Annotated in this window: 24 protein-coding genes; 10 read left to right on the forward strand and 14 right to left on the reverse strand. The window is 53.3% G+C overall.

The genetic code is table 11. The features are described 5' to 3' along the window. Positions 1 to 105: 105 nt before the first annotated feature. The gene (locus tag dmul_RS05075; RefSeq protein ID WP_020876993.1) at positions 106 to 1,533 is read left to right on the forward strand and encodes a hypothetical protein; all 1,428 of its coding nucleotides are present in this window, start codon (positions 106 to 108) and stop codon (positions 1,531 to 1,533) included. Positions 1,534 to 1,818: 285 nt separating this feature from the next. Next, complete coding sequence (locus dmul_RS05080; RefSeq protein ID WP_020876994.1) at positions 1,819 to 2,250, forward strand: response regulator; 432 nt, start codon at positions 1,819 to 1,821, stop codon at positions 2,248 to 2,250. A 166-nt stretch (positions 2,251 to 2,416) separates the two neighbouring features. On the opposite strand, the gene dmul_RS05085 is transcribed toward dmul_RS05080, so the two are convergent. From dmul_RS05085 to dmul_RS05095, 3 genes are all read right to left on the reverse strand, one after another. Then, positions 2,417 to 3,904 carry an SLC13 family permease gene (locus dmul_RS05085; RefSeq protein WP_020876995.1) on the reverse strand — a complete coding sequence of 496 codons (1,488 nt, stop codon included), beginning with the start codon at positions 3,902 to 3,904 and terminating at the stop codon, positions 2,417 to 2,419. A 56-nt stretch (positions 3,905 to 3,960) separates the two neighbouring features. Beyond that, positions 3,961 to 4,515, reverse strand: coding sequence for a CBS domain-containing protein (locus dmul_RS05090; protein WP_020876996.1), 555 nt, complete (start codon positions 4,513 to 4,515; stop codon positions 3,961 to 3,963). A gap of 152 nt (positions 4,516 to 4,667) precedes the next feature. Next, the gene (locus tag dmul_RS05095; RefSeq protein WP_020876997.1) at positions 4,668 to 5,156 is read right to left on the reverse strand and encodes a CBS domain-containing protein; all 489 of its coding nucleotides are present in this window, start codon (positions 5,154 to 5,156) and stop codon (positions 4,668 to 4,670) included. A 270-nt stretch (positions 5,157 to 5,426) separates the two neighbouring features. Here dmul_RS05095 and dmul_RS05100 point away from each other — a divergent pair, with 270 nt between their 5' ends. Then, positions 5,427 to 6,434 (forward strand): sigma-54 interaction domain-containing protein, encoded by a 1,008-nt coding sequence (locus dmul_RS05100; RefSeq protein WP_020876998.1) that lies wholly within the window; start codon positions 5,427 to 5,429, stop codon positions 6,432 to 6,434. Positions 6,435 to 6,499: 65 nt separating this feature from the next. Here the strand turns inward: dmul_RS05100 and dmul_RS05105 are convergent, their stop codons facing one another. Continuing rightward, the gene (locus dmul_RS05105) at positions 6,500 to 7,936 is read right to left on the reverse strand and encodes a DNA integrity scanning protein DisA nucleotide-binding domain protein (RefSeq protein ID WP_020876999.1); all 1,437 of its coding nucleotides are present in this window, start codon (positions 7,934 to 7,936) and stop codon (positions 6,500 to 6,502) included. Between the two features lie 305 nt (positions 7,937 to 8,241). Here dmul_RS05105 and dmul_RS05110 point away from each other — a divergent pair, with 305 nt between their 5' ends. From dmul_RS05110 to dmul_RS05125, 4 genes are all read left to right on the forward strand, one after another. Then, positions 8,242 to 8,781 carry a hypothetical protein gene (locus dmul_RS05110; protein WP_052018575.1) on the forward strand — a complete coding sequence of 180 codons (540 nt, stop codon included), beginning with the start codon at positions 8,242 to 8,244 and terminating at the stop codon, positions 8,779 to 8,781. Between the two features lie 107 nt (positions 8,782 to 8,888). Next, positions 8,889 to 9,359 carry an HAD family hydrolase gene (locus dmul_RS05115; RefSeq protein WP_020877001.1) on the forward strand — a complete coding sequence of 157 codons (471 nt, stop codon included), beginning with the start codon at positions 8,889 to 8,891 and terminating at the stop codon, positions 9,357 to 9,359. An 89-nt stretch (positions 9,360 to 9,448) separates the two neighbouring features. Continuing rightward, the gene (locus tag dmul_RS05120) at positions 9,449 to 10,918 is read left to right on the forward strand and encodes a leucyl aminopeptidase (protein WP_020877002.1); all 1,470 of its coding nucleotides are present in this window, start codon (positions 9,449 to 9,451) and stop codon (positions 10,916 to 10,918) included. 18 nt (positions 10,919 to 10,936) lie between these two features. Beyond that, entirely contained in the window at positions 10,937 to 12,499 is a 1,563-nt protein-coding gene (locus dmul_RS05125) for an ABC transporter substrate-binding protein (RefSeq protein WP_020877003.1), read from the forward strand. Between the two features lie 127 nt (positions 12,500 to 12,626). Here the strand turns inward: dmul_RS05125 and thrC are convergent, their stop codons facing one another. Next, positions 12,627 to 14,129, reverse strand: a complete 1,503-nt coding sequence (gene thrC, locus dmul_RS05130) for a threonine synthase (protein ID WP_020877004.1) — start codon at positions 14,127 to 14,129, stop codon at positions 12,627 to 12,629. Between the two features lie 12 nt (positions 14,130 to 14,141). Further along, positions 14,142 to 15,422: a serine--tRNA ligase gene (gene serS / locus dmul_RS05135; RefSeq protein ID WP_020877005.1), complete on the reverse strand. Its 1,281-nt coding sequence runs from the start codon at positions 15,420 to 15,422 to the stop codon at positions 14,142 to 14,144. Positions 15,423 to 15,655: 233 nt separating this feature from the next. On the opposite strand from serS, the gene dmul_RS05140 reads away from it, so the two are divergent. After that, a complete protein-coding gene (locus dmul_RS05140) occupies positions 15,656 to 16,243 on the forward strand; it encodes a 5-formyltetrahydrofolate cyclo-ligase (protein ID WP_020877006.1) in 588 nt (195 codons plus the stop codon). A gap of 20 nt (positions 16,244 to 16,263) precedes the next feature. Here the strand turns inward: dmul_RS05140 and dmul_RS05145 are convergent, their stop codons facing one another. Continuing rightward, positions 16,264 to 17,262 (reverse strand): potassium channel family protein, encoded by a 999-nt coding sequence (locus tag dmul_RS05145; RefSeq protein WP_020877007.1) that lies wholly within the window; start codon positions 17,260 to 17,262, stop codon positions 16,264 to 16,266. Positions 17,263 to 17,488: 226 nt separating this feature from the next. Here dmul_RS05145 and dmul_RS05150 point away from each other — a divergent pair, with 226 nt between their 5' ends. Both dmul_RS05150 and dmul_RS05155 read left to right on the forward strand, forming a co-directional pair. Then, complete coding sequence (locus tag dmul_RS05150; RefSeq protein WP_020877008.1) at positions 17,489 to 18,148, forward strand: protein-L-isoaspartate(D-aspartate) O-methyltransferase; 660 nt, start codon at positions 17,489 to 17,491, stop codon at positions 18,146 to 18,148. Positions 18,149 to 18,177: 29 nt separating this feature from the next. Next, positions 18,178 to 19,140: a DUF368 domain-containing protein gene (locus dmul_RS05155; protein ID WP_020877009.1), complete on the forward strand. Its 963-nt coding sequence runs from the start codon at positions 18,178 to 18,180 to the stop codon at positions 19,138 to 19,140. Here the strand turns inward: dmul_RS05155 and dmul_RS05160 are convergent. From dmul_RS05160 to lpxC, 7 genes are all read right to left on the reverse strand, one after another. Next, positions 19,109 to 20,026 carry a selenium metabolism-associated LysR family transcriptional regulator gene (locus dmul_RS05160; protein ID WP_020877010.1) on the reverse strand — a complete coding sequence of 306 codons (918 nt, stop codon included), beginning with the start codon at positions 20,024 to 20,026 and terminating at the stop codon, positions 19,109 to 19,111. The two genes, dmul_RS05155 and dmul_RS05160, sit on opposite strands and share 32 nt — an antisense overlap. A gap of 88 nt (positions 20,027 to 20,114) precedes the next feature. Continuing rightward, positions 20,115 to 20,609 (reverse strand): pantetheine-phosphate adenylyltransferase, encoded by a 495-nt coding sequence (gene coaD / locus dmul_RS05165; RefSeq protein ID WP_020877011.1) that lies wholly within the window; start codon positions 20,607 to 20,609, stop codon positions 20,115 to 20,117. 13 nt (positions 20,610 to 20,622) lie between these two features. Continuing rightward, on the reverse strand, positions 20,623 to 21,195 hold the full coding sequence (gene rsmD, locus dmul_RS05170) for a 16S rRNA (guanine(966)-N(2))-methyltransferase RsmD (RefSeq protein WP_020877012.1): 573 nt from the start codon (positions 21,193 to 21,195) through the stop codon (positions 20,623 to 20,625). After that, positions 21,192 to 22,553, reverse strand: coding sequence for a sigma-54-dependent transcriptional regulator (locus tag dmul_RS05175; protein WP_020877013.1), 1,362 nt, complete (start codon positions 22,551 to 22,553; stop codon positions 21,192 to 21,194). The genes rsmD and dmul_RS05175 overlap by 4 nt, the downstream gene beginning before the upstream one ends. Before the next feature lie 34 nt (positions 22,554 to 22,587). Next, the gene (locus dmul_RS05180; protein WP_020877014.1) at positions 22,588 to 24,819 is read right to left on the reverse strand and encodes a sensor histidine kinase; all 2,232 of its coding nucleotides are present in this window, start codon (positions 24,817 to 24,819) and stop codon (positions 22,588 to 22,590) included. A gap of 83 nt (positions 24,820 to 24,902) precedes the next feature. After that, positions 24,903 to 25,490, reverse strand: coding sequence for a DUF4390 domain-containing protein (locus dmul_RS05185; protein ID WP_159449712.1), 588 nt, complete (start codon positions 25,488 to 25,490; stop codon positions 24,903 to 24,905). Beyond that, on the reverse strand, positions 25,477 to 26,397 hold the full coding sequence (gene lpxC / locus dmul_RS05190) for a UDP-3-O-acyl-N-acetylglucosamine deacetylase (protein WP_020877016.1): 921 nt from the start codon (positions 26,395 to 26,397) through the stop codon (positions 25,477 to 25,479). The genes dmul_RS05185 and lpxC overlap by 14 nt, the downstream gene beginning before the upstream one ends. Positions 26,398 to 26,480 lie beyond the last annotated feature (83 nt).

Consider the following 26,480-nt stretch of genomic DNA (forward strand, 5'->3'; position numbering starts at 1 on the left):
ATCCGATCCTGTCATTGGAGCGACTTCAGCCGATTTTTTCCCGATCAGGACCGATCCGATACCCCAGGCGACAAAAGGTTTGTTGGAACAACAGAAGGAGATGCCATGAAAAAGCTTGAAAACCTGATGGATCGTGTCATCAATCGTGTGAACATCAATCTGAGAGAATTTTCCATTGAGGTCGGGGCACTTCTCCGTGACCTGGTTCCTGAAAATCAACTGGTTAAATTCTATGCCTTTTACGGCATCTGGTCCAATCATCCGATCCATTTCCATTTCAGCAATTCCAGCCTTGCCGGAAGTTATTTTCTGGGGCGTTGCAAGGTCGACAACTCAATCCTGTACAAGTGCGACATCCGTGGTGATGAGTTGAAAATGAAGGGGGATGTCTTCGATGTGAACGGCACCGCCGTTACCGTCGAGGACGACGAGGTCATCTGGATCAAGGACAGCCTCCTCATCAAAACACTGGTCCACAACTATTCCCACAATCCCGAAAAACTGGAATTGTTCCTGATCAAGAACTCCGCATCGGCGCCTTACGCCAACATTCACGGGTCGCCCATCGAGGGGTGCTTTCTGGAACCTTTCTCTACGGTCGACCTCACGAGTCTTCACGACTGCCGGGTGGGAACCTATACTTATGTCCAAGTCGGAGAGTTGTCCCATATCGAGGTGGAATCGGGCCGTGTCTGGATCAGAAACAAGGATATCTTCGATTTCAATTATCGTTTTCCCCAGGATGTGTTACGCACCCGTTATATCGCCTTTGTTCCCGGAAAGGGTGCCATGGGCATGTTCATGGATTTCGCTGAAGACCGCAAAATGGATTTTCAGCGACTCTATGATGTCGTGCACCTCGATTCTCCCATCAAGGAGATCCCCCAAGGGGCATCCATCAATCGGTACAGTGTCTGGAAAGGGAAAAATCACATCAGCCGGAATGTACTGGTTTCCCAGCGGGCGTTTCTGGAGGAGGCGTGGCTGGGTGAGGGCGCCAATGCGCAGGAGAACTGTTATATCAGCTATTCACGTCTCGAGGGATTCAACGTGACCGCCCACGGCGCCACCATTATCTACGCCCAACTGGGAAGAAAGGTTTTCGTGGGCTTCAACTCGTTCCTCCAGGGAAAAGCCGATGCTCCCCTGATCGTCGGCGACGAGAGCATCATCATGCCCCATACGATTATGGATTTGACCGAATCCGTCACCGTTCCGGGAAACCACCTGGTATGGGGATATATCCGGACCCAGGAAGATCTTGAAGACCACAGCATTCCACTGGAGCGGCTTTCGAAGATCAAGGATGAGATCTCCATCGGCAACATGCAATTCCGAGGATCGGGCGAGGCCTTTGTTGCCGCATTCCGGCATCGAATTCAGCATATACTGGAAGCCAACGGCGCTTTCTTTGACGGCGAATACGGCAAGGGACATGCCCAGACCGGACAGAATATTTCGTTCAACATCATACAGCCCTATCCCCGTGGAGAAGCCCGAGGGCTCTTTCCGACCATCGATATCGAGCCTTGATTCATTGAAAACGTCCAGGTGGTCGAATAGCATGGACTTGTGGCGGTTTTGGGTCTCTTTTACACCCTGTAAAAAAAATCGACACCCACGGTGGTCGTTATCGTGACCATGGTTAAAACTCTGTTTTGATGCTATTTTATTTCAGACAGTTGGACGTTGTCCCGAAAATTGTCCGTTTGGCGTGAGAATTGCTTTTTGTTTTCCTGAAAGTTATCCGCCTTAAAATAAAGAGATAAATCTAAAAATATCAATCTCAATCTTAACAGCAACCAGGAGGATAGGGTGATGACAATGGCATTTGTGATGCTTGTGGACGACGAAGTCCCGTTTGTGGAAACTATGACCAAACGCCTGGAAAAAAGAGGGATCGATATCACCACTGCGTTCAGCGGAAAGGAGGCGCTCGAGAAACTGGATCAGAACAGCAAGATCGAGGTCGTCATCCTCGACGTAAAGATGCCCGAAATGGACGGTATCGAAACGCTACGGCAGATCAAGATGAAATTCCCGCTGGTGGAAGTCATCATGCTGACGGGCCACGCCACCGTTGAATCCGGGCTTGACGGTATGAAATTGGGAGCGTTCGATTATCTTATGAAGCCCTGCGACATGGATGTGCTGATTGCCAAGGTGGATGAAGCTGCGACCAAGAAGCGCAAGCATGAGGAAAAGATCCTGGAGGCCCGGGTTAAGGAGATTACAAGCCGCCGTACCTGATGTCCGGTTGGAAATCCGGCATGAGAGGGATGGGTGTGTCCTGTTTCAGGTTTGATCGCATACATCCGGAACAGACGTCAATAAGGGCCTGTCGAATGACATTCGGCAAAGCCCTTATCGATTTTCTAAAGTGAATTCGTAAAGACAATCCCCGGGAGAGCGCCGGCTATCCCAGCCGGATCGACATCCCCATGATAGGCCACAGGATATATACCGCAAAACCCGTCAACAGCATCAGCAGGATGCTCGCCGGAATGCCGTAAAGGAAGAATTCGCCCGTTGTGAACTGCTTGGAGTCGTAGGCGATGGCGTTGGGGGCCGCACCCACCAGAAGCAGAAACGGCATGCCGGCCACGACCAGTGAGGCGAAAAGGATCACCTCGCCGGCCACGTTGAGATAGGGCGCGATGACCAGAGCCACCGGCAGCGAGATGGCGATGGCGGCCACGTTCATAATGAAGTTCGTCATAATCATGACGAAGAAGGCGATTCCCATCACGAAGACGAACCAGTTGGACTCCTTGAAGATGGTCAGCCAGTTGATGGCCAGCCATTCGGCGGCGCCCGTCTCCCAGAGGCAGAAACCGATGCTCATGGCGCCGGCGAAGAGGAGAATGATGTTCCAGGGGATCTCCTCCAGGTCGTTGATGTCGAGAATGCCGAAGACGAAGAAAAGAATGGTGGAGATCAGGATGATGCCGGTTTTGTCGGGCGGAACAAATCCGGGAATGGCGCTTTTCATGACGGCCGAAGCCCCCAATATCAGGATAACGGAGCCGACGATAACGGCGGCGACAATCTCTTTTTTCGTGATTTTCCCCAAATCGGCGTTCAGCTTCCTGGCCCGATCCTTGAGCCCTGGGATGGTTTTCTTCTCGGGCTTGCAAACGATCATGAAAAATCCCCAGAGCAGCGCAACCATGAGCCATCCCACTGGAAACATGTAGTAGGAGAGCTCGAAAAATCCGATCTCCTGCTTCATGATATCCTTGAAAAATCCCAACGCCACGGCCCCTCGCGCCGCGCCCAGGAGGGTAACGACGGAACCGGCGCCGGCGACATAGGCCATGCCCATAAAAAGCCCTTTGCCGAACTTGGTCGGTTTGTCGCCTTCGCCGTAGAGGGAGTATATGGCCACGAGAAGGGGATAGATGGTGGCCGCCACCGCCGTATGGGCCATGATGTGCGTCAAGGCGGCCGTGACGAAAAAGCATCCCAGGTAGATCATGCTTGTCTTTTCGCCGACAATCATCAGCATCTTATAGGCAAGCCTGCGGGTCAGCCCGGTTTTGGTGAAAACCAGACCGATGACGATGGACCCGAAGATGAAGAGAACCGACGGGTCCATGAAATCCTTGAATGCGACGTTGGCCGGCCGGATCATGAACAGCACCTGGAGAACGCCGATGGCAAGGCTCGTGACGCCGATGGGAACCACTTCGAACACCCACCAGGTGCCGGCCAGCAGGAATACGGCGATGGCGCCCTTGCCTTCCTTGCTGAGGGAAAACGCCTTGCCGGTGGGATCGACGGCATCGGGCCACATGGGGGAGTAATAAACGATCATGAACAGAAATACACCGAGCAGAATGAACAGAATCTTTTTCCAGTTGGTGCTGTTTGCATTTGGTACTGCCGCAGCGTCGCTTGCCATAAATATTCCTCCTGTTTTAGCAATATGCCTTGTCTGTCAATACAATGGGTTCAGACCTAAATGTTGCAGGCGATGATCATGTCGCTGATCTTTGTAAATACGTCCGTCAGTCGTAAAATGCCGATGATGCGTTTGTCCTCCGTTACCAGAAGGGATTGATGGTGTCCCATGACAAACTGATGGATGGCTTCGTTCAGAGAGGCGTCCTTTTCGACACATTCCCCTTCGTCGGGCCTCACCATAAAATTTTCAACCTTGATATCCGCCGCTTTCTTGCAGATGTCCTTGAGCGGTGCTTCCCAAAGCCGCAGCTGTTCCAGCATGGCTTTTTGGAACTGGCGTGTGAAGCCGAGGTGCATCGGCCGCTTGTCTGATATCATTTCATCATATTTGGGTTCGAGGGCCCGAAGGATGCAGATCAGGCTGAGTTTTCCAATGACGTTTTTCTTTTCGTCCAACACCAGGATAGCTCTATGGCGGTATTTGTTTGGGTCGAATACCTTCTGGGCGTCTCTCAACGCTTTCACGGCCTCGGCCAACGTTGCGTCTTTGGATACGGTGGCATATTCCGAAAGCGGAACCATCAAGTCTTTAACGAATTGGGTTTTCACAATAAACCTCCTTGGTGAGTGTTTTCAAAATGTTTGACCAGCGGCTTTCCGGGGCGACCGGCGTTTCGGGGACAGCACTCTTATCTCACATTGGCGGATACCTGCCGTCCCAGTGGGGCATCCATCAATTACTGTGTATATGCTTTCCAGGGTTAAAGGGACACCATCTGAATAAATCGATTCAGGATATCATCCAGATGGATGCCCCCAACGACCTCCTGTTGCCGGATTACGGGCAGAAAAGTGGCTCGGTGCTTGTTCAGCAGAAAGACGGCCTCCATAATGTCCTGGGAACCGCCGATGCAGGCCGAAACGGGGGTCATAATGTCGGCCACTCGTCTTGAAGCCGCTGTCGGCATTTCTGTTTCCAGGCGACCCTCCCAGAGAATCGGGCCGATTTTTCCGGCGCTTTTCAGAAAATGACCCATGATTCCGAAGACGATCTCTCGGGACGACAGGGATCCGATCACGGTTTCCCTGGCTTGCCGGTTTTTTCCGATTACGAGGAGGCAGGGCATCTTACCCTTCGATGCAGCCTTTGCGATCAAGTGAAGGGCGTCTCCGACATTTTCATCCCCTTGGATCGCGTAGTAATGATGCAGGGGATGCATAAAGTTCTCGATAGTTCGATTGGAACGCATCCGTGAGCATTCTCCGCTCGTTTTTGTTGAAAAGGTGTTATAGCACTGCAAACATAATACCATAATATAAACCAAGAGGTTGATTTCTATCAATCTGTTGAAATAATGCTGAAATATGAAGATATGGCCGTAAAAGACCGTTTTCGGGCGGACGTGATTCAGGCAAAGTCTTGCCGCTTGAGGCAGAAGGTTGCCGATTTGCCGTTGACAATGACCTGGGATTGAGCTAATCCGCACAACGGAGATAGATACCGTTGTGGTGGTGACAATATGAAAACCCGTTACACTTTCCCCGAATGCGCCGAGCGATCGGTTTTAGATGAATTTATCCTCGGTTGTGATATCATGGCGGAGATCATGGCCGTGATCCGGCAGGTGGCCCTCTATGATGTCAATGTCCTGTTGGCAGGCGAGAGCGGTACGGGGAAGGAGATGTTGGCGAAGATCATTCACCTTCAGAGCCCCCGGGCGGAGCATCCGTTTATTCCCGTCAACTGCGGCATCCTTTCCGGTATGATGTTCGAGGACAAGCTTTTTGGCCATGAAAAAGGGGCGTTCACCGGAGCGGTCGAACAGAAGATCGGTTGTTTCGAATCGGCGCACCGGGGAACCCTTTTTCTGGATGAAGTCGCGGAACTGCCCCTCGACAATCAGATCGATTTTCTTCGCGTTCTCGAGGATTTTCGTTTCATGCGGATCGGCGGCAACGAGATGATCGAGGTGGACGTCCGCGTGATTTCCGCGACCAACAAGGATCTCAAGGGAGAGATCAAAAAAGGACTTTTCCGGGAAGATCTCTTTTATCGCCTGCAGGTGATTCCCATCTACCTGCCCCCCCTGCGCGATCGCAGAAACGCCATCCCCGGGATGGTCTCCCATTTCCTCAACCAGTTCGAAGCCCTTTACAACAAGCCCAAACCCGTGCTTCATCCCGAGGTCATCGATCTTTTCGTACGGTATGACTGGCCCGGAAATGTCCGGGAACTCAAGAATATGATGGAGCGGATCTTTATCATCAGCACCAACAAGACCATCCACGTTGATGATCTTCCCCCTGATTTTTTGTGGCATTTCCGAGAATCGACGGAAACGATGGACCTGGCCGAGGTTCGAAAGAAGGCGGAGACCGGGGCGATTCTGGAGGCGCTGCACCGTGCCCGGGGCGACCGGGAAAAGGCGTCCAGGATGCTTGGAATCAGTCCCCGGACGCTCAGACACAAGGTCCAGAAATACGATATCAGGATCGACAGGATCGGCGGCACCTTTCCGGACCCTTGATGACCGGTCGGCGAATTGGAAAGCGGCTTGAGGGGGGCCCGGGATGCCGGACCGCCTGATTCTTTTTACTCCGACCGCCGGATGTAGGTGTCGAGAGTGGGCGGCGTAGCGATATAACCATAGAGCGGTTTCCATTCGCATCTCGCCGTGAGCTCGACACCGCCCTGAATGACGGAAACGGGTCGATCCGCCGAAACCACTACGGCCATGATATGGTCGTGGTGATTGGTAAATCTGAGGGCCGAATTGTAACGGGCGCCCCTTGATCGGTCTTCACCCGGTACGGCATAACCATCCAGAAGACAGGCAAATCCGTGGAGGTGAAGGTCTTTGCCGATGTGAAGGGCGCCGTCCACACGAGCCAGAGCTTTGGCCAACGCCAGTTGGGATTCCCGCCTCAGGTCGAGGGGATGTTCCAGGTGCTGGCCGGAGATATTGATGGGGGCGGGGTTGAGATCGATGACGATGGTGCACCCATACCGCTCTTCCTGAGCGTTGTGGACGATGTTTGAGATGATTTTGAACAAGTCGTTGCCGTCATTCGATTCGTTCTGCCACTCCAGCAATATTTCCTCGACCTGCACCAGCTTTGCTTTCCGGGTCGAGGAATGGAACCTCCCATCGAAAAAGCTGCAGATCAAATCACCGTTCAGGCGGAGAAAACCATGGCCGGACCGGAAATCGGCGATAATACATCCCCGGGGCATCTTTCCCACGGCGATGCCGATGATGCTCTTGCCGTCGGAAACAAGCCGTCTTATGGAGTTCTGCACAGATAAGAGCAGTTTCCGGACGTGCTTATAGTTTTTGAGTTGAGGGCGCTCCAACTCGGGAAATCGGGCGATGAAGCGGATCTCTTCAACGGCGCAGGGTTCTACAAAGGCGAGAATGCCCCTGGGCCAGACGCCCTCTTCGAAGGTTTCGGAGATCCCCAGCACGGCGTCGAGGGTCGGATAGACCCGAATGTGGGTATCCCACCCGATGAGGGAGATCCGTTTGTCGACGATGTAGTCCCTGACGGCGTGGCCGGCATATTCACGAAGAACGTATCCCGACGTGCCGATGCACGGGGCGTCCGCATTGGCCATGTCCTGGGAAAGCAGCCAGACGGCATGCTCAAGCCATCGCTCTGTCGGACCCGTGGAGCACATGTCCGGATGGTGCTCCGTGAACCACATCTGATAGGCGATTGATCGGGACCTGCCGCCGAAAGAGATGAGGCCGGCCAATTGAAGGTTTTCCTCGTGTTGCACCTCGAATTTCTTCATTTTAGTCAAGTCGAAATCAGCTTTTCGCCAGGCATGGCTGTCCAGGTAAAGCTCTTTCAGCTTGGGTTCGTGACCGTGCAAAAGCAGCTGCGGATCATAGATGCGAATGGGATCATCGGCATGAATGGCATAAATCAGGGCCACCCGACTCGGCGGTGAAAAATGGGAGAGTCCCTCACGCAGACCGTCAAATACATGAAAAATGCACTGATTTTGAACAGAGTCCTTTTTCATGGTATGCTCTGATGGATCCTTTCTTGACGTTTGGAACACGACTTTTGACTTTCGTGTTGATATCAAAAAACAGGTTTTAAGTCATGACTTAAATGGCCGATGAAAAAGCGTATGATGCTCGAGGTTATCGGTATGAACCATCGCTTTGTTATGATATATTCCAGCCGCTTTTCTTTACCATCACAAAAGCCGAAAATTGCATGGTTCAGATATCAACAGCCGATACAAACCTTCAATCGCAGGAGATCGGAGGTCGGTCGTATAATCCCTACAGGAGTTGAATTTCAGTGAAAATTTCAAGGTGCATGAACAAACAAAGGCGATGGAAAATCCTCCTGAAATGCGCAATAGCCTTTTCCCTGGGGGTCATATGGATGACGCCGGCGGTGGCGGCGCTACCCGAGGCGTCACTTGCAGCAGTTAGAAACGGCATTCCCGGTATTGCCGAACGATATGTTGGGATGCCGTACGCCTTTGGCGCGGACCCCGAGCATCACGGAGCTGCGGACAACTCTCATCTCATTTGCGCCATTTACGGCGAAGCGGCAAGGAATGCGGGTTTTGCCTTCCCCGGCTACATGCCCATGAAGATGCTGCTGGCCCGGACGATCAGGATCCATCCGGACATGGTTGAACCCGGCGATCTGATGGTGCTCAAAGATGGGCACGCGGCCATGATCTACCATGTGGAGGATGCCGAAAATTTCGATTTGATCTATGCGTCCCTCAAGCGTGGTAAGGTTGTGGCTTTTAACAGCCGCAACCTTGTATACGAGGTTTACTGGCGGGTCCATCTGGACGGGTTTTATCGGTTCGATCCAACGCTGTCGGCGCCGGTGGATTGATCGATTCTGTTTGATCCGGTATGTTCCCGCCCGGTTGGATTTCATTGAATGGCATGTGCGGCACGAACTGTCAAAACTGCGATACCTTTCCACGAAGGAGGTGCTGAATGATCGAGATCGATGTTCCCGGATACGGAAGATTGCGGATGGCGCACCTGGTGCTGGATTACAATGGGACCCTTGCCGTTGACGGCCGTTTGGTCGACGGCGTGGACACGGCTCTGAATGCCCTTGCGGGTCATGTCGGTGTCCACGTTCTCACCGCCGACACGTTTGGAAAGGCCGAAGCGGCCCTGGAGGGGATTTCCTGCCGTCTTGCCGTTCTGCCTCCGGACAGGCAGGACGAGGAAAAGTTGGCCTATGTCCAACGACTCGGATGTGAAGAGACCGTCTGCATCGGCAACGGCAGAAATGATCGCCGGATGCTGGCCGCGGCTGTTTTGGGGATCGCCGTCATTCTCGAGGAGGGCGTTGCCGTGGAAACGCTCACGGCTGCGGATGTCGTGTGTACCGATATCCTTTCGGCGTTGGCGCTCCTGTCCCATCCCCTCAGGCTGGTAGCAACCCTGCGATCATAATTTTTCAGCCGGCTGCGGGACGTCCCGGCGGGCGTTGAAACGGTCCCCATAACCCTTAAACGACGAACAGAGAAAAGGAGATCTCCACCGTGCTGGAACTCAAAGTGGTCAATCCCAAGAAAGACCCCCTTAAAACCCTCATCATTCCGGTGTGTGAAGACACCGATATCCATGACAACCGAAGCGTTGGCCTGCTGGTGAAAAAAGCGATGGCTCTGGAAGAGTTCAACGGTAAAATCGAAGAGGAAGTGGTTTTTCATCATCCTGCGGAGGTGTCGGCAGACCGCGTAATTTTCATGGGGGCGGGACCGAAGGCCACCGCGGATACCGAGGTGTTTCGCGCTTTGACCGGCCGAGCGGTCAACAGATGCATCACTCGAGGGCTTGACGACGTTTTGCTGGCCGTTCCTTCGGCGGCCAAATGCGGTCTGGACGCCGCCGACCTGCTTGAGGCAATGATGGAGGGCGCTTTTCTGGGCAACTATCGTTTTGACCAATACAAGAGCGAGAAAAAACAGATCCCCTTGAAAAAGATCGGATTCTGGGCCAAGGCTCAGGATGTCAGACGCTTTTCAAGGCTTCCGACCCGGGTGACGGCGGCCTGCAGGGGTACCCTCCAGGCGCGGGAATGGGTTTCCGTTCCCGCCGTCGATAAGCGACCGGATGCCTATGCTGAATCGATTGCCGCTCTTGCCCGGGCAGAAGGGCTTGATGCCGTGATATGGGATGAAAAGATCCTTGCGGAAAATGGATTTGGTGCTCTTCTGGCCGTCGGGCAAGGGAGTCATGCCGCACCCCGGCTGGTGTTCCTCGAATATCGGACCGAAGGCGCCGAAAAGACCGTCTGTCTCGTGGGCAAGGGGGTTACGTTTGATTCCGGCGGTCTGAATCTGAAGATCGGAGGGGCCATGGAAGGTATGAAGATGGACATGGCCGGTTCAGCCGCAGTGGCGGCGACGCTCATCAGCGTGGCCAGGCTCAAACCGAAGCTCAACGTGGTGGGGGTGCTGCCCCTGGTCGAAAATATGCCTTCAGGTAAAGCGATCAGACCCGGGGATATCATCCATACATACTCCGGCAAGACGGTGGAGGTCGGCAATACGGATGCCGAGGGGCGGCTCATTCTGGCCGATGCCATCGCCTATGCCGTCGAGGTTTACAAGCCCCATATCCTCATTGACATGGCGACCCTGACCGGTGCCTGCGTAGTGGCCCTTGGAGAAAAAATTGCAGCGGTTTTTACAGAGGAGGACGCCCTGGCCGAGGCGATTATCGCATCGGGAAGGCGCACCTTCGAACGATGCTGGCGAATGCCCATGCCCGAGGATTACAAGGAACTGCTCAAAAGCGATTTTGCCGACATCAGCAATATGAGCAGCTCCAAGTGGGGAGGCGCCATTACGGCTGCCCTGTTTTTGTCGGCATTTGTAAAAGATACCCAATGGGTCCATATCGATATCGCCGGTCCCGCCTATGCCAAGAAAAGCGGCGCCTATTGTACCCCCGGGGGAACGGGGTTCGGTGTTCGACTCCTGCTGGACCTCCTGGAAAAATTGTGAAAGGCCGGGAAACAGGCCATGAACAGATCCGGATGGACAGTGATCATTTTGGTGGGAATGGGGTGGCTGGCAGCGCTCTCGGGGGCATCCGAAGAACAGATCCTGAAGCTTGGTGCCGAAAGAGATCCCGTCTCACTGGACCCTCACGCACAGTTGTCTGCCGAAACCCTTCAGTATGCTCACATGGTCTTTGATCCGCTGGTGCGTCGGACCGCCGACATGACATTCGAGCCGCGTCTGGCGGAACGATGGGAGCGTATCAGCGACAGGGCCATGCGGTTTTATCTGAAGCGGGGCGTGACGTTTCACAGCGGTAATCCGTTTACCGTGGAAGACGTGAAATGGACTGTGCATCGTCTGATGAAAAGCCCGGATTACAATAGGCTTTTCAAGGATCTTGAAGACGTCAAGATCATTGATGACCAAACGGTCGATCTTGTGACGCAAAAACCCTGCGCCCTCATCCTCAACATGGCGGCCTTGATTTTTCCCATGGACCGTCGATTTTACAGGGGGATGGATGAAAACGGACGCTACAAGGATGCCGTTGTTACGGCCGGTCCTTCTTTTGCCGCCACCCACGCTTCCGGAACCGGAAAGTATCACGTCACAATGCGGGATCCGGGTCTAAAAACTGTTTTTCAAAAATTTCCGGGATATTGGGACGACAAATCCCTTGGCAATATCGACAGGATCATCCTGATTCCCATTAAAAACGATGCCGCTCGGGTAAGCGCGCTGAGGTCGGGAAATGTCGATATGATCACGCCGGTGCCGCCCCAGGATTACGGGCGTATCGAGGCGGATGAGAATCTTCGGCTGATTGCGATAACGGGAAGCCGTATCATCACGCTTCAACTGAATCAGAAGCGTCGTCCCGAGTTCAGAAACCCTCAGGTTCGACTGGCCATGAATTGGGCAGTAAACAAAGCGGATATCGTAGAGAAGATCATGAAAGGGGCTGCCACGGCAGCGGGTCAACAAGGGCCCAAAGGCTTTTCGGGATATACCCCGCGCCTGACGCCCCGTTTTGATCCGGCCAAGGCCAAGGCACTGATGAAATCGGCCGGATATGAAAACGGGTTCGAATGTACCATGATCGCTCCCAACAACCGCTACGTCAACGATGCCAAGGTGGCTGAAGCGGTTGCCGTCATGCTTTCCAGAATCAATATCACGGTGGACCTCAAGACGCTGCCCAGGATTCATTACTGGGATCGCTTCGACGCCCAAACCGCTGATATCCAGATGATCGGATGGCATCCGGAAATGGAGGATTCCGCCAATTACACGGAAAACCTCCTGATGTGTCCTGATACGGAAACCGGATATGGCCGCTACAACAGCGGAAATTACTGTAACGCGAAAGTGGATGAGCTCATCCTCGCCTCCCGGATGGAAACCGGCAACGCCCGACGCCGGGTATTGCTCCAGAAGGTCGAGCAGATTCTCTATGACGAGGCGGCCTTTATTCCCCTCCATTGGGAGAAGGTGTCATGGGCCGGAAAACGGCATCTCGGGATCGAGCCTGTTGTGAACCTCCAGAATGTTGCCTATTTCGGAGATCTGATGATCCACTAGTGTTATTTCATTTTCGACTTTCGGGATGCTGGCGTGGTTCGAAGGCGGCTTACGTCCTGCGCAGCTGCATTGGAGAATCAGGCGAAGAATTGAAAGGCGCACCGGCGATAGCCGGTGCCATGGTCCATCATAATGCGACAAGATCCAGCGTCCTGGCGATCTCCTCGGATACCCTGCGGACAAATTTTTCGAAATCCTCGCCGTCAATGGGATTTCCCGGTGCCGGGACCTTCTCCAGATCGTCCGGCCGCATATAAACGGGTCGGTTCATCAGCCTCGGATCAGGATGGATTCCGAACTCATCGGGGAACCGATTTTCGAAGTACATTTCCTGAAAACCAGCGAATTTGAGGGCGTGAGCCGTGGAGTCCACCACAGCTGTTTCATCAGTATCGACCAATCCCGTCTGTCGAGCCCGAACGAGTCCGGCTAAGGATTCTCCGCCGTGGGTGCAGGCGATGTGACCGTTATGGTTGGCCGTCAACTCCCAATCCATGATCTCCTGCTCGGTGACCTCAACGAAAAAAACCCGCTGTTCACCGGCGATTTGGTTGTATTTTTCCGCCAGATGAATGACCCTGGGCATGGAGACGGGGTTTCCGATCATGGCGGCCTGGGCGACGCTGGGTTTGACGGCCATGGGGACAAATCGACGTTTGGCGGGGTCCGGCTCCATGTAGTAGCGGTAGACGGGATTGGCATGGGCCGACTGGACCCCGATGATTTTAGGCAGAACGTCGATAATTCCGATATCGTAGAATTTCAGGAACCCGCTCATGACGGCGGTGATGTTTCCGGCGTTGCCGATGGGAACGACAATCACCTTTCCGGCCATGTCGTACTCGAAGTCTTGAGCGATTTCATAGGAATAGGATTCCTGCCCCAGTATGCGCCAGGCGTTTTTCGAGTTGAGAAGCGCTACCGGGTAGTGTTCGGCGAGGTGCTCCACCACCTTCATGCAGTCGTCAAAAACCCCGGGAATTTCGAAGACCCGCGCACCGCTGCCCAGGGGTTGGGAGAGTTGTTGGGGAGTGACCTTCTTGTGAGGCAACAGCACGGCCGATTTGACATGGGGCTTGAGATAAGCCGCATAGAGGGCGGCCGCTGCCGAAGTGTCGCCCGTCGAGGCGCAAACGGCCAGGACATTCTTGATCTTGCCGCTTTTGATCAGGTAGTTGATATAGCTGAAAGCGCTGGCCATGCCGCGGTCTTTGAACGAGGCGCTGGGGTTCTGGCCGTCGTTTTTGAAAAAGAAGGCCATGCCCGCCAACTCCTGCAGCGTGTTATTGGCTGAAACGATGGGGGTGTGCCCTTCGCCCAGGTAGACAATATCCGACAGGGGAATGACGGAGCCGATAAATTCGTGGTAGAGATAGATGCCTTTCAGGGCCGGGATCTTGAGCATCCGTCGATAGTCGAAAATACGGCGCCAGAGCGGACCCGGGATTTGTCTGAGCCGATCGAACTGCTCATCCTGAATGAGCAGCACCTGGCCGCAATCCGGGCAGGTGTAGAGCAGCTTGTCAATTCCGTGCACCGTACCGCAGCCGAGACAGTGGTAGGCGAGCCGGCCTGCTTTTTCGGGAATCAGATAAGAGCGGATTTCTTTCGGAAAGTCTTGTGGCTTCAACTTGATATCTCTCTATTTTTTATGGTCTATTTTTTCGAGGCCGCCCATATAGGGTTTCAGTGCTTCAGGGATAAGCACTGATCCGTCGGCCTGCTGATAGTTTTCAAGGATGGCGGCAAAGGTCCGCCCAACGGCAAGGCCCGAACCGTTAAGGGTATGAATCCATTCCGTTCCTTTCCTGCCCTTTTGCTTGAACCGGATGTTGGCGCGTCGTGCCTGAAAATCCTCGAAATTGCTGCAGGACGAGATTTCCCGATACTTGTTTTGAGCCGGAAGCCAGACCTCGATGTCATAGGTCTTGGCGGATGAAAATCCCAAATCTCCGGTACACAGGGTGATGACTTGATAAGGCAACTCCAGGCGCTTCAGAATGGTTTCGGCGTGTTCGAGCAAGGATTCCAGTTCGGTATAAGAATGATCGGGATGGACAAACTTGACGAGTTCGACCTTGTTGAACTGGTGCTGGCGGATCAATCCTCGGGTGTCTTTGCCGTAGGAACCGGCCTCGGAGCGGAAGCACGGGGTGTAGGCCGTGTGGTAAATCGGGAGGTCTTCTTCGGCGAGGATGTCGCCGCCGTAAATGTTGGTTACGGGAACCTCGGCGGTGGGGATCAGAAAATAATCCCAGTTTTCCAGCTTGAAAAGATCGGCCTCGAATTTAGGGAGTTGACCGGTGCCGGTCATGGCGGCGCGGTTGACGATGAACGGCGGCAGGGTTTCCGTGTATCCGTGTTCGGTGGTGTGGATATCGAGCATGAAGTTGATAAGCGCCCTCTCCAACCGTGCGCCCGCACCGATATAAAGTGGAAACCTGGCGCCGGTGATTTTGGCGGCCCGTTCCAAATCGAGGATTCCCAGATTTTCACCGATATCCCAATGGGCTTTGGGCGTGAAATCAAATCGGGTGGGAGTGCCAACCTGTTTCAACAGGATATTTTCCGACTCGTCGCGTCCAATGGGAACCGAAGCATGCGGTATATTGGGGAGCGTCATCAGGATACCCTGAAGCGTTTCATCATAACGCGCCAACCGGATGTCCAGCGCTTTGATCCGAGAGGAGACGTCCCGCATTTCCGTCACGAGGCTTTCGGCGTTTTCACCATTTTTCTTCATATCGGCGATCTGTTCTGAAACCACATTTCTTCGATGCCTCAATATCTCGATTTCCTGGAGGATCTCCCGTCGTTTTTCATCCGCATCACGAAAACCACCGAGGTCGGCTTTGTCGTTCCGTGTGGTCAGCGCTTTTTGTACTTCCGCTAAATTTTGTCTCACAAACTTGATTTCCAGCATAATAATTCCTATAATCTCAAAAGTCGGTTGTATATAAAGTTGAGATCGTTATCGCTGAACCGGGTCCCGGCAAAACGATTGCTCGGCAACTCCAGGATAATTGTTAAAAAGTTATCATGGGCAGAGAGGGGAGTCAATGGATAATATCAGTTGACTCTAATCGGAAAAATTAATTATATTACTATAATATATCAAAAAAATGTCTTGGAGCTCAGCGGATAGGAGAGCAGTGTATGGATGAGATCAGAGAGAAGAAGAGCAGTATCCGGACTGACATGATCACGATGATGGACGCCCTTTCCGATGATGTTTTCAGGAAAAAGACTAAAAACTTGGAGGAAAGGCTTTTCGATTTCGCTAATTTCATAGAAGCCAAGATTTCCCTCCTGTACGTGAACCTCAAGCACGAGATTCCGACGAAGCGGATTTTGCAATGGTGCTTCGAACATAACAAAATAGTTGTTTTGCCCGCTTTTGGCAAAGAAAAGCGAACCATGACGCTGATGAAGGTCGACGATATCGAGAAAGATCTGAAACCGGGTCCTCGTGGTGTGTTGGAGCCGGATCCGGAGAGATGCAAGCGAGTGCCTGTCGATCAGGTTGACATCGCCATCATCCCAGGGATTGCATTTGATGAAAAGGGCGGTCGGATCGGATCGGGAATGGGTTATTACGATCGTCTGATTCCCAAGTTGTCCGTCACAACCCGAAAGGTCGCACTGATTTTTGAAGATCAGGTCATACCCCAGGTCCCCATGGAGCCTCATGATAAATATGTCGATATTGTCATCACTGACCGGCGGATTATTTACAAGATATAGCGGTCGGTCACGGTCTGTGATCAGGGGTTCAGGACGTTTTCCAATTTTTCAAGGTTCCCCGATTCGCCTACGGCGATCAGGGTGTCCCCGCTGTTGATGGTCGCTTCGAAGGATGGGTTGAACAGCATGCCGCCGTCCGACTTTTTGATGGCGATAATGATGAGGTTGTAATTCTGGCGGATGCCCGAATCCTTGAGCATCTTGCCGACGAGGGCGGATGCCTTTCCGACGGGAATCTCCTCCATTTGAATATCCTTGCGGCGATGCGTAAAGGCCAGATCCAGAAAAGTGGTCACCGTCGGTCTGAGAATCCGATTGGCCATGTTTGACGCCCCCATGGCGTATGGTGACTCAACCCGATCTGCGCCTGCTGCCGTAAGTTTCGCCGCGGACCGATCGCTGCCCGCTCTGGCGATGATTTCAATGTTCTTGTTGAGTTGGCGGGCTGTCAGAACCAGGAAAACGTTTTCCGTGTCCGTGGCCAGGACAGCTACGAGCCCTTTGGCGTGCTCGATACCGGCTTTCAGCAGCAGCATTTCGTTGGTTGCGTCTCCGGAAAGGTGGAGCACATTGTCGGCCTCCATTACGGGGATCAACTCCGAATCCTTTTCGATGACGACCAGGTCTATGGGTTTGCTTTTCAGTTTGTTGCACAAAACCCGGCCAATGCGGCCATACCCGCAGATAATATAGTGGTTTTCGAGTTGGCTGATTTTCTTGTCCAATCTTCGTCTCCCCAATGTTTCACGAATCTGTCCCTCCACCATGAATTGAACCACGGCGCCGGCGACGTAAACGAACAGCCCCAGTCCTGAGAAGATGAGAACCATGGTATAGATACGACCCATGGAACTTAACGACTGGACTTCCGAATACCCCACCGAGGCGACGGTGATAACCGTCATGTAAAGAGCGTCCAAAACATCCCAACCCTCAATCAGCATATAACCAAGGGTGCCCGCAATGATCATGAGGATGGACAGGCAGCAGACAATCACGAGATGTTTTGTTCTGTTCATGAGGTGACTTTACACTTCCCTCCATATGTTTGCTGTAGAAGATGATGTATATTATCCGGCCGTCAAAGAAAATAGAAAAGGAGTCTCTGCATATCGCCGTCATCTTGTATCGTCCCGGTCCCCGGTGTGTCCAGGCCTGTGGGATTCAGCTTGATGACGTGTTTATGTGACTGAAAACAGATATGTTTATTGACGTGCATCCGCAGAGTTGATATAAAATAAAATTATGGAAAAAGAGATATCAAAATACCTTCGTCGTCGCGAGGAGATGGTCAAGCGACAGATTGAAGCGCGAGGTGTGAGCGATCCGCGGGTGCTGGATGCCATGAGGAGGGTTCCAAGACACCTGTTTGTGAGCGAAGCGCTGGAAGATCAGGCTTACGGCGATTTCCCCCTCCCCATCGGCGACGGACAGACCATCTCTCAACCCTACATTGTCGCCGAAATGACACAGGCTCTCAAGGTGGGCGAAAAGGACCGCGTCCTCGAAATCGGAACAGGATCCGGATACCAGGCTGCGGTCCTGGCTCAGATCGTTTACCGTGTCTACACCATTGAGCGGATTCACGCACTCTACATCAAAACCCGCCGGCTGTTCGATAATCTCAAATATCACAACATCGTCACTCGCTATGCCGACGGAACCAGCGGGTGGCGGGAAGAGAGTCCCTTTGACGCAATTATCGTGACTGCGGGTGCACCGATCGTCCCGCAACCGCTGATCGATCAACTGACGCCGGGAGGGCGGCTGGTCATTCCCGTAGGGGATCAGTATATTCAGGATTTGGTTCGGATCGAAAAGGATGAACGCGGCGTTCACCAAACCAGCCTCGGCGGATGCCGCTTCGTCAAACTTGTCGGCGAATATGGTTGGAAAAAGGAATAGCCGAAAAACACGTTATAGAAAACGGCGCTATGCATTCATTTATTCTATTGTATCTCAAGGGGCTTGCCATGGGAGCCGCGGATGCGGTTCCCGGGGTTTCAGGTGGGACGGTCGCTTTCATTTCAGGCATTTACGAGGAACTGATCCTGGCGATTCGATCCTTTGACGGTCGGGCATTGAAATTTCTCCGGCAGAGAGATCTTCGAGGCTTCTGGCACCATATTCACGGGACGTTTTTAGCCGTACTTCTGACGGGAATCGGGACATCGCTTTTCATCTTTTCCCGTTTTGTTCTCTACTGGCTTGAAGATTTTCCCGTGTTGGTCTGGGCATTTTTTTTTGGGTTGATCATCGCCTCCATTCTGATGGTGGCGCGAAAAATCAATAGCCGGAACCCGATGATTCTGGGGTTCGGTCTGGGAGGGGTGATTCTGGGGTATGCCGTTACGGTCGCCGTTCCCGCTGAAACCCCTGAAACCCTGAGTTTTGTCTTTCTTTCCGGTATGATCGCCGTGTGTGCCATGATCCTGCCGGGAATCTCCGGAAGCTTCATTCTGGTGCTGTTGTCGAAATATGAGTATATATTCACCGCGATCCGGGATTTCAATCTCGTGATCATCGCCGTTTTCGGATCGGGTTGCGTCGTCGGGATTCTCTCGTTCTCCCATTTTTTAAGCTGGACTCTCCGGCGCTATTACGCACCGACCATCGCTATGCTAACGGGGCTTATGGTGGGATCCCTCAACAAGGTATGGCCCTGGAAGGTTGTTGTCGAAACTGTTGTGTCCTCGGAAGGAGAGGTGAGATCAGTGGTGGAAAAAAACATTCTTCCCACGGCTTACCTCGATGCAACCGGTGCATCCCCTTACCTGACGGAAGCGTTGCTGCTTGCCGTCGCCGGCTTCTCTCTGGTCTATGTTATCGAGAAGCTCTCCTTGCGGCCACCCTTGACTGCGGTCATCAATCGACGGATAGATCGGGCCAAAGGGTGATTCGCCCTTTCAGGAATTCGATGAACGCCAGAGACAGGGGAGAGAGGGTCTTTCGGCGATGACTGGTCAGGTAAAAATGACGTTTCAGAGAGAGGCCTCTTACAGCGACGACGGCCAGGATTCCCCCAGCCAACTCCTCGGCTACCGCAATCCTTGAGAGGATTGATATGCCTATTCGTCCTTTGATGCCCTGTATAACGGCCGCGGTGCTGCCCATCTCGGCGACGATGTTGAGTTGGGCGACGCTCATCGACACCTGACTCAGATGCTTCTCGATGGATTTCAGTGTGCCCGATCCAGCCTCTCTGATGATAAACGGCGCTGTCTTGAGCATGGACAGCGTGATCTCTCCCCTTTTGGCCCACGGGTGATCCACCGGAACGATGAGGCAGAGCTCGTCCGCCAGAAGCGGTTCCTGATGAATCTGCTTCAGACCGGTCCTGGCGCCCACGACACCGACCTCCAGAAGACCTGCGGCAACATCTGCGACGATCTCTTCCGTATCCCCGATGCGGATGGCGGTGGTGACATCCGGATAGGTTTCGACGAAAAGACCCACCATTCGAGGGAGAATATAAACGCCGGGAATGGTGGAGCCTCCGATGACCAGGCGTCCTTTCAGGTTGCCGTGGAACGCCGCCATGGCCGCCTCGGCCTCCTCCTTCAGGGCGATCAGTTTTCTGGCGTATTCATACAGCAGTTCCCCTGCCTTCGTGGGGATCGCCTTTTTGGCCAGGCGATCGATCAGACGGCACTCGAAATGGGCTTCGAGATCTTTGATATGACTGCTGATCGTCGGTTGGGAGAGATGAACGATGTTTCCGGCTTTTGAAAAGCTTTCGGATTCGATGACCTTGCAAAAGATGTTGAGCTGCCAGAGATCCATGGGGTAATCTTGAAAGGTTAAAGTGAGGCGTCAACGGCTGTAGACGCCTTTTTCCCCGGGATATATTTTTTCAGTTTCGTCGGATCAATCAGGGGGTGTGGAGAAACCCGTTTTTTTCCTTCAGCTTCCGGTTAACCAAAGGGGGCACCATATCTTCGATGTCTCCGCCGAATTTGGCGGCCTCCTTGATGATGGTCGAGCTGGTAAAGATCCACCGGAGACCCGTCATCATAAAAACCGTCTGGATATCCCGGTTCAGTTTTCGATTCATCAGGGCCATCTGAAATTCATATTCGAAATCCGATACGGCTCGCATGCCCCTCAGAATCGCATCCGCCTCCCGTTGGCGTGCATAGTCCACCAGGAGGCCGTGGAAAACATCCACCTCGACGCTGGTCTGACCCGCCAGGCTTTCCTTCAGCATCTCCACCCGCTCCTCCACCGTAAACAGGCTTTTTTTTGCCGGGTTGCACAGGATGGTTACGATGATTCGGTCGAAGATTTCGAGTCCGCGATGAATGATGTCGAGATGACCGTTGGTGACGGGATCGAAGGATCCGGGATAGATGGCGATTTTAGGCATGCGTTCGAGTTCCTCATGATTTATTTGGTGCGTTCATAGCATAATTTAAAAAGGACACCAAGGTCTTTCCGTATTTTCTCTGATCTGACAGATCATATCCCGACAACTGTTCAGGCAGAGGTTCGCTTGCGGCGTGCTCGACGACCACCAGCGCTCCGGGTGCGAGAATTCGGCGCTGCCGCAAATGAAAAAGCGCCGGGCCGATCAAATTTTTGTGGTAGGGGGGATCCATGAAAACAAGATGAATATCCGGTTCATGAGGGGTGAGACAGTTTAGGTTTCTATCAATGTCCCACAGGACCACCCGGGAGCGTTCCGTGAGGCCCAGGTGTTCAAGATTTTTCCGTACAGCGGCGACCGAGGCTTTTCGGTTGTCGATGAAAATTGCCGACCGAGCGTCCCGGCTGAGGGCCTCGATTCCCATGGCGCCGGTGCCGGCGAAAAGATCGAGTACCCGAGCCTCCGCAATATTCCTGCCGATAATGTTGAAAATCGCCTCCCGCACTCGATCCGAAGTCGGGCGAACGGCGTTACCCCGGATAGGCAGAAGCTTTCGACCCCGCAAACGGCCGCTGATAATTCTCAAACCGATACCCCGAATTGTTCGAGCTTCCGACGCAGTTCGGCCGGATCGATGCCGATAACGCCGGCGGTTTTGGTGAGGTTGTTGCCGTACTGAGAGAACTTTCTTCGGATGAACGCCATTTCGAACATCTCCTTTGCGGTGGAAAGCTGATCAATGCTGAACAGCTCTTCTTCGGATTTGCCGCTTCTGCCGGCCGACGGGTTGTAAGGAAAAGGGATATCTTCAACCTCGATTGTCGTCTTGTTCAAGATGATTACGAGCCGTCCGATAAGATTTTTCAGTTCCCGGACATTGCCGGGCCAGGGATACGACATGAGCATCTCCATGGCTTCAGGCGTGATATGAGTGGGTGACGGCCCGGTTTTTTTGCCGCGATCCTCGAGAAAGATGTTCATCAGGACGGGAATGTCTTCGATGCGGTCTTTCAGGGATGGGACATGGAGCGGTATTTGATTGAGGCGATGATACAGATCCTCCCGGAAATTGCCCTTCTCGATTTCTGTTTCCAGGTCCTTGTTGGATGCCGCGATGATCCTGACGTCGACGCGAATGTCTCTGCCGCCCCCGACGCGCTGAAAGGTTTGTTCCTGAAGCACCCTCAAGAGCTTGGCCTGGGTTTGAAGGCTCATGTCTCCGATCTCATCGAGAAAGAGGGTTCCATCGTTGGCGATTTCGAACCGTCCTCGTTTTCGTGTGTCCGACCAGGAGACCGCGCCTTTTTCATGGCCGAACAGCTCGCTTTCCAGACGCTCTTCGGGAATCGCGGCACAATTGATGTCGATCAGGGGTTGCTCCGCCCGTTTGCTGAACTGGTGGATCGTCCGTGCCACCAACTCCTTGCCGGTGCCGTTTTCACCGGTGATAAGGATCCACGAGTCGGTGGGGGCGACAACGACAATCTGTTTCTTGAGTTCGACGATAGCCGGACTTTTACCGTTGATGGCGTGCTTTTCGAGTGTTTTTTTCCGAAGGTAGCGGTTTTCCTCCTCGAGTCTTCTGAAATTGAGGGCGTTGTTGATGTCAACGATGACCTTGTCGATGGAGAGGGGTTTTTCAATCAGGTCGAAGGCACCCAGTTTTGTGGCTTTCACCGCGGTCTCGATATTGCCGTGACCCGTGATGATGATGACTTGAAGGGCGGGATGATGCTTCTTGATCTCTTTGAGAGTTTCGATGCCGTCGATGCCCGGCATCCAGATATCCAGCAGGACGAGGTCGGGGGATTTGTCTTCTATCAATTTCAAGCCCTCGTACCCGTTGTTTGCGGTGATGACCTCGAAGCCTTCGTCGGAAAGAAGTCCGCCCAGAGATTTCAGGATGTTGGGTTCGTCGTCGATGATCATGATGGTTGGAAACATGCCTTCTCCTTTGATGGTGTTGCGGCGTACGTTGCTATACCGGGAGTTCTATGATGAATACCGTTCCCATCGGATGATTGTCCTGGACGCGGATGGTGCCCTTGTGATCCGCTATGATGGTGCTCACGATGGTGAGTCCGAGACCCATGCCGGTCTTCTTTGTTGAAAAGTAGGGCTCGAAAAGCCTTGTTTTGTCTGACCGGGCGATGCCGGGACCCGTATCGGCGATATCGAGTTGTACGATCCTTTTGGAGGGGACCAGGGTCGCGGTGATGGTGATCGTCCCGTTTCCACCCATGGCGCTGATCGCGTTATCCAGCAGGTTGATGACGGCCTGTTTCATCTGGAAACGATCCAGGTTGAGCAAGGGCAGATTCGTCTGGACTTGTACGTCGAAATGAATGTCGGGGTGTCCCTCCCTGAATAAGGCCACGCTCTCTTCAATGATGGGGGGCAGCCTGACCTGCTCCGGATTGGCGGCCGGGAATCGAGCGAATTTCGAAAATTCATTCACGAGGTTGCGGATCAACTCGACATGATCGATGATCATCTGGGTGCATTCGTCAAATACAGGATCCTGGATCGTCTGAAAATATTTTCGTCGGAGGCGCTGGGCCGATAGGGATATGGGGGTCAGGGGGTTTTTGACCTCATGGGCGATTCTCCGGGCGACTTCGCGCCACGCCGCCATCCGTTGGGCCTTTTCCTGGTCCGTCAGGTCGTCGAAGACCACGACCAGTCCAATGTGACGCTTTTTGTCGTCCTGAAGCGCATTGACGTGGATCATGAAGCTGCGGGGCCGTTCATTGATGATAAGTCGAAGGGGCATCGCCAGGGTACGCTTCCCGGATTCCACGAATTTGTCCATGATATCACGATCGAGGTCCGGGTCCTGGCCTTCGAAGAGCCGTCGGTAGTTTTTGTGAAGAATTTCTTCGGATTTGAGGTTGAGCATGCGTTCCGCCGACTTGTTGGCGGTCCGGATGATGCCCTGGGCATCGATGCTGATAACGCCGGTGGAGACATTTCGGAGAACGATCTCCATATATTGGCGGCTTTCCTCGATTTCTTCGTTCTGTTCGCGGAGCTTTCGGGCCGACAATTCCAACTGCTCCCGGTTGGTCCTGAGATCCCGCGTCATTCGGTTGAATGAATCCACAAGGCTTCCGATTTCGTCGTCCCCAACCATGGCGATGCTGAAACTGAGATCGCCCCCTGCCACTCGTCGGGTGCCTTCGGCCAATTCCTTGATGGGGATGCTGATGGATTTCGCCAGGTAAAACCCGAGCCATATAGCCGAAAAAACCACCAGCAGCGCGACGATGGACAGGGTGATGTAATACGTCGATTGGATGGGCTGTTTGAACAGTTTGATCTGTTGATACTCTTCGTATCCCCGAGAAATGGCCGCCAGGTTTTCCGTGAGGTTCGGCGGAATGAGGGTTGAGAGAATGATGAAGCCCCGTGCGTTTCGGGGATGGGCTCCCAGGGGGATGGCGCCGATCACCCGGTTCAGTTCGCCGATGGGGATTTCTTCGGATACGGCCCGAATCGATTGATCGCCGAGATACTGTTCGAAGTTGGATCTGGAAAGGGCCGGAGGGGGTTCCGGAAATGATTTGCTGATTGAGATGGACAACCGTCGTGCTTCGGCGTCGTAAATCTCGACGCCTTCGATATTGAACTCCCGCTGAACGACCTGTGTATATTTTCTGAGCGCATCCTGTTGAGGGGCGTCAATGTAGTTTCGGGCGTCGACCTGATAAACGATACGTTCCAGAAAGAAGCGATTATGGTCTTCCACGTATCGATACAGTTGGCGGCCGACCCGGAGGGAGTTGTCGAGGGCCTGCTCTATGGGAACGTTAAACCAGAACTCGACGCTGGTAGTGATGAAATGGATGGAGAAAAAAAAGAGGACCGTTGTCGGCAGCAGGGCCAATCCGATGAATGCCACAACGAGGCGGGTTCGCAGGCTGGCACCCATAACCTTCCGTTTTCGGTCGTAAAGGAGCTTGACGAGGTTTCTGAAAACGAGAAAGGCCAGCAGGAGCAGCAGCAACAGGTTGATGTTGATGAGGATGAACATCAAGATGGTGTTGGATATGGGAAAATCCGAAACCGAATCGAAAAGGCGATTCTCGACGTAGGTCAGCACGACTACGACGACGGCAATCAGGACAATCAAAATGATTTCTCGCCTGCGTCGTCGCCGATCCTCGTCGGTCAGAAAAGTGGCGCGGCTTTTGATTCGGTTTTTTCGCATGGCGGATTGAAAAACGAATTCAAGATAAGGTTAAAAACGGGTCGATATTGAGGCAAAAGCGGCACCGGCCGTATATCGACCGTTTAATACGTAAAGTCGACGGCGTGCCAGTCGGTTTCAAATTCCCACATGGATGCCATTACCATGATGTATCTCAAATAGAACGGCAATGTCATTTTGCTGAGTTTGGCTTTGACGCGAATGCGGTAAGCATTGCCCTTCCTGAGCCGATCCAGGGGAATGACCTTGACGCCGTCGATCCGGGTCATCCGCCCCTTGGCCTCGTCAAACGACATGAGTGGGACGGAAGGGTCCGCTTCCCAGGAGCGTGTGACGGTAAATTCTTTCTTGAGGTTGTAATACTTGATGGTGTGGGTAAGGGTCATTTCAGACAAGGTTCGGTTGGCCCAAAAATAACGAATTTCCTCCAGAACGATAAAAAACGAAAAGGTGGTGGGGACACCGCTCGAAACGGCCTCATGGATCGGTTCCGTAAAAGCGTCCTTGACTTTCAGGTAGAGGAGAAGATCCTTTTGGCTGTTGGTCACGGAAATATCCGCAATGCTCGCACCGAGGGCGAGGCCCGGCGAGGCCTGAAGCATGATGGCCATCAGGCAGGCGACGCCGATGTGCCGATATCGCGACTGCCCCATAACGTCAGATCGGCTCACTCCGGAAACCAATGGGACCCTGAAGCCGGGTGATGTCGTCGGCGTTGTTGATGGTGATCGTTTCCCAGGATTCCTTCCGACTGAAAAGAGTTTTGAGAAAGGCGTGGTTGAAAGCATGGCCGGACCGATGGGTCACGATGTGGCCTATGATGGGAAGCCCCAGAAGAGAGAAATCGCCGATACAGTCAAGAATTTTGTGCCGCACGAACTCGTCTGGAAATCGCAGACCGCCTTCGTTGACGACGCCGTTATCGCCGATGACGACGGCATTGTCGAGAGATCCCCCCCGAGCGAGGCCATATCGTTTCATATATTCGACTTCATGCAGAAAACCGAAGGTTCGGGCCGGACTGATTTCTTTTTCGAAGCGATCCGGCGTCACCTCGATGGAGTAGGTCTGTCGCTTGATCATGGGGTGCGGAAATTCGATGGTACAGGTAATTCGGGTTGTGGGTTCGGGGTAAACCGAGACGGATTTCCCCTCCGATTCAATCGCTATCGGCTTTTTGATGACGAAATAGCACTTGGGACCGGACTGGGCCGTTGTTCCTGCCGAACGTACGAGCCGGGTAAAAGGCCCGGCGCTGCCGTCCATGATGGGGACTTCATAGGAATCGAGCTCAACCAGGGCGTTGTCGATGGAGAGCCCCGCAAATGTCGCCATGAGGTGTTCGATGGTGGAGACGATGCATCCCTCCGAGCCGATGACCGTGGCCAGACTGGTATCCACGACCTGATTGAAATGGGCTGATATCCTTGGACTGCCTGTCAAGTCTTTTCGAACGAATTGAATACCGTGGTTGATCGGAGCCGGATGAATGGTCATGTTGACGATTTTTCCGGAATGTACGCCCATCCCGGAACAGAAAACCATTTTGGCCAGCGTTTGCTGACGGGTTTGTATCAAGAATGCCTCCACCTTGCTGTTGACGGTGCCTCTCCGTTCAGGGCTGTCAATCCATTTATTATTTGGGTCGTCCACCGCTGTCT

This window comes from Desulfococcus multivorans (assembly GCF_001854245.1).
GTDB classification, from domain to species: domain Bacteria; phylum Desulfobacterota; class Desulfobacteria; order Desulfobacterales; family Desulfococcaceae; genus Desulfococcus; species Desulfococcus multivorans.